The organism is Vibrio sp. 2134-1 (genome assembly GCF_033339495.1).
Genome location: NZ_JAWOUS010000456.1, coordinates 1 through 684 on the forward strand (window position 1 = coordinate 1; position 684 = coordinate 684).

Annotated in this window: 1 protein-coding gene; it reads left to right on the forward strand. The window is 49.0% G+C overall.

The genetic code is table 11. The annotated features are described in order from the left end of the window. Positions 1–43: 43 nt before the first annotated feature. On the forward strand, positions 44–684 hold a 641-nt coding region (locus R7R78_RS26590; protein WP_225474669.1), incomplete at its 3' end, for an Ig-like domain-containing protein.

The window sequence follows — 684 nt, forward strand, 5'->3', positions numbered from 1 at the left end:
TAGCCATCTCGTAGAGTGGGATTCCACAGATTGTAGCGTCGTCATGCCAGGCATAAATGGCATTTTCACCGCACAAGATGAGGGTGACGCGGATATCTATGCCGAGCTTGATGGCTTAACCAGTACGCATGGTTCTATTACTGTCACGCCTGCGGTATTAGTGAGTATGGAGATTTCGTCAACCGCACTGGAAATGCCGTTGGGCACACATAAGCCTTTGGTGGTCATGGGAACGTTGAGCGATGGTGAACAAGTCGACCTCACCCGAGGTATTACTTGGCACGTCGACAACGATGTGGTTGAGATTGTCGACAACGTTGTGAAAGCCAAACATAAAGGAACAGCGTTGGTGACGGCTGCGTTAGATGGTGTGCAAAGCGAGCCAATACAAGTGCAGGTGACCGATGCAATCCTAACAAATATTGAAGTGACAACGAATGCGTCGAGCGTGGCAAAAGGCAACTCGACCCTGCTGTCTGCACAAGGAGTTTATAGCGATGAAAGCCGCGTTGAGTTGACCGAACAGGTTGCTTGGTGGGTTGATAATCAAGATGTTCTACAACTAGAAGGCGCTCGCGTTAAAGGTCTTGCGGTAGGGCAGGCAATGGTTTACGCCACCAAAGATGCGATCACCAGTGCACCATTGCAAATTCAAGTAACGAATGCGGTATTAGAAAAAATCCA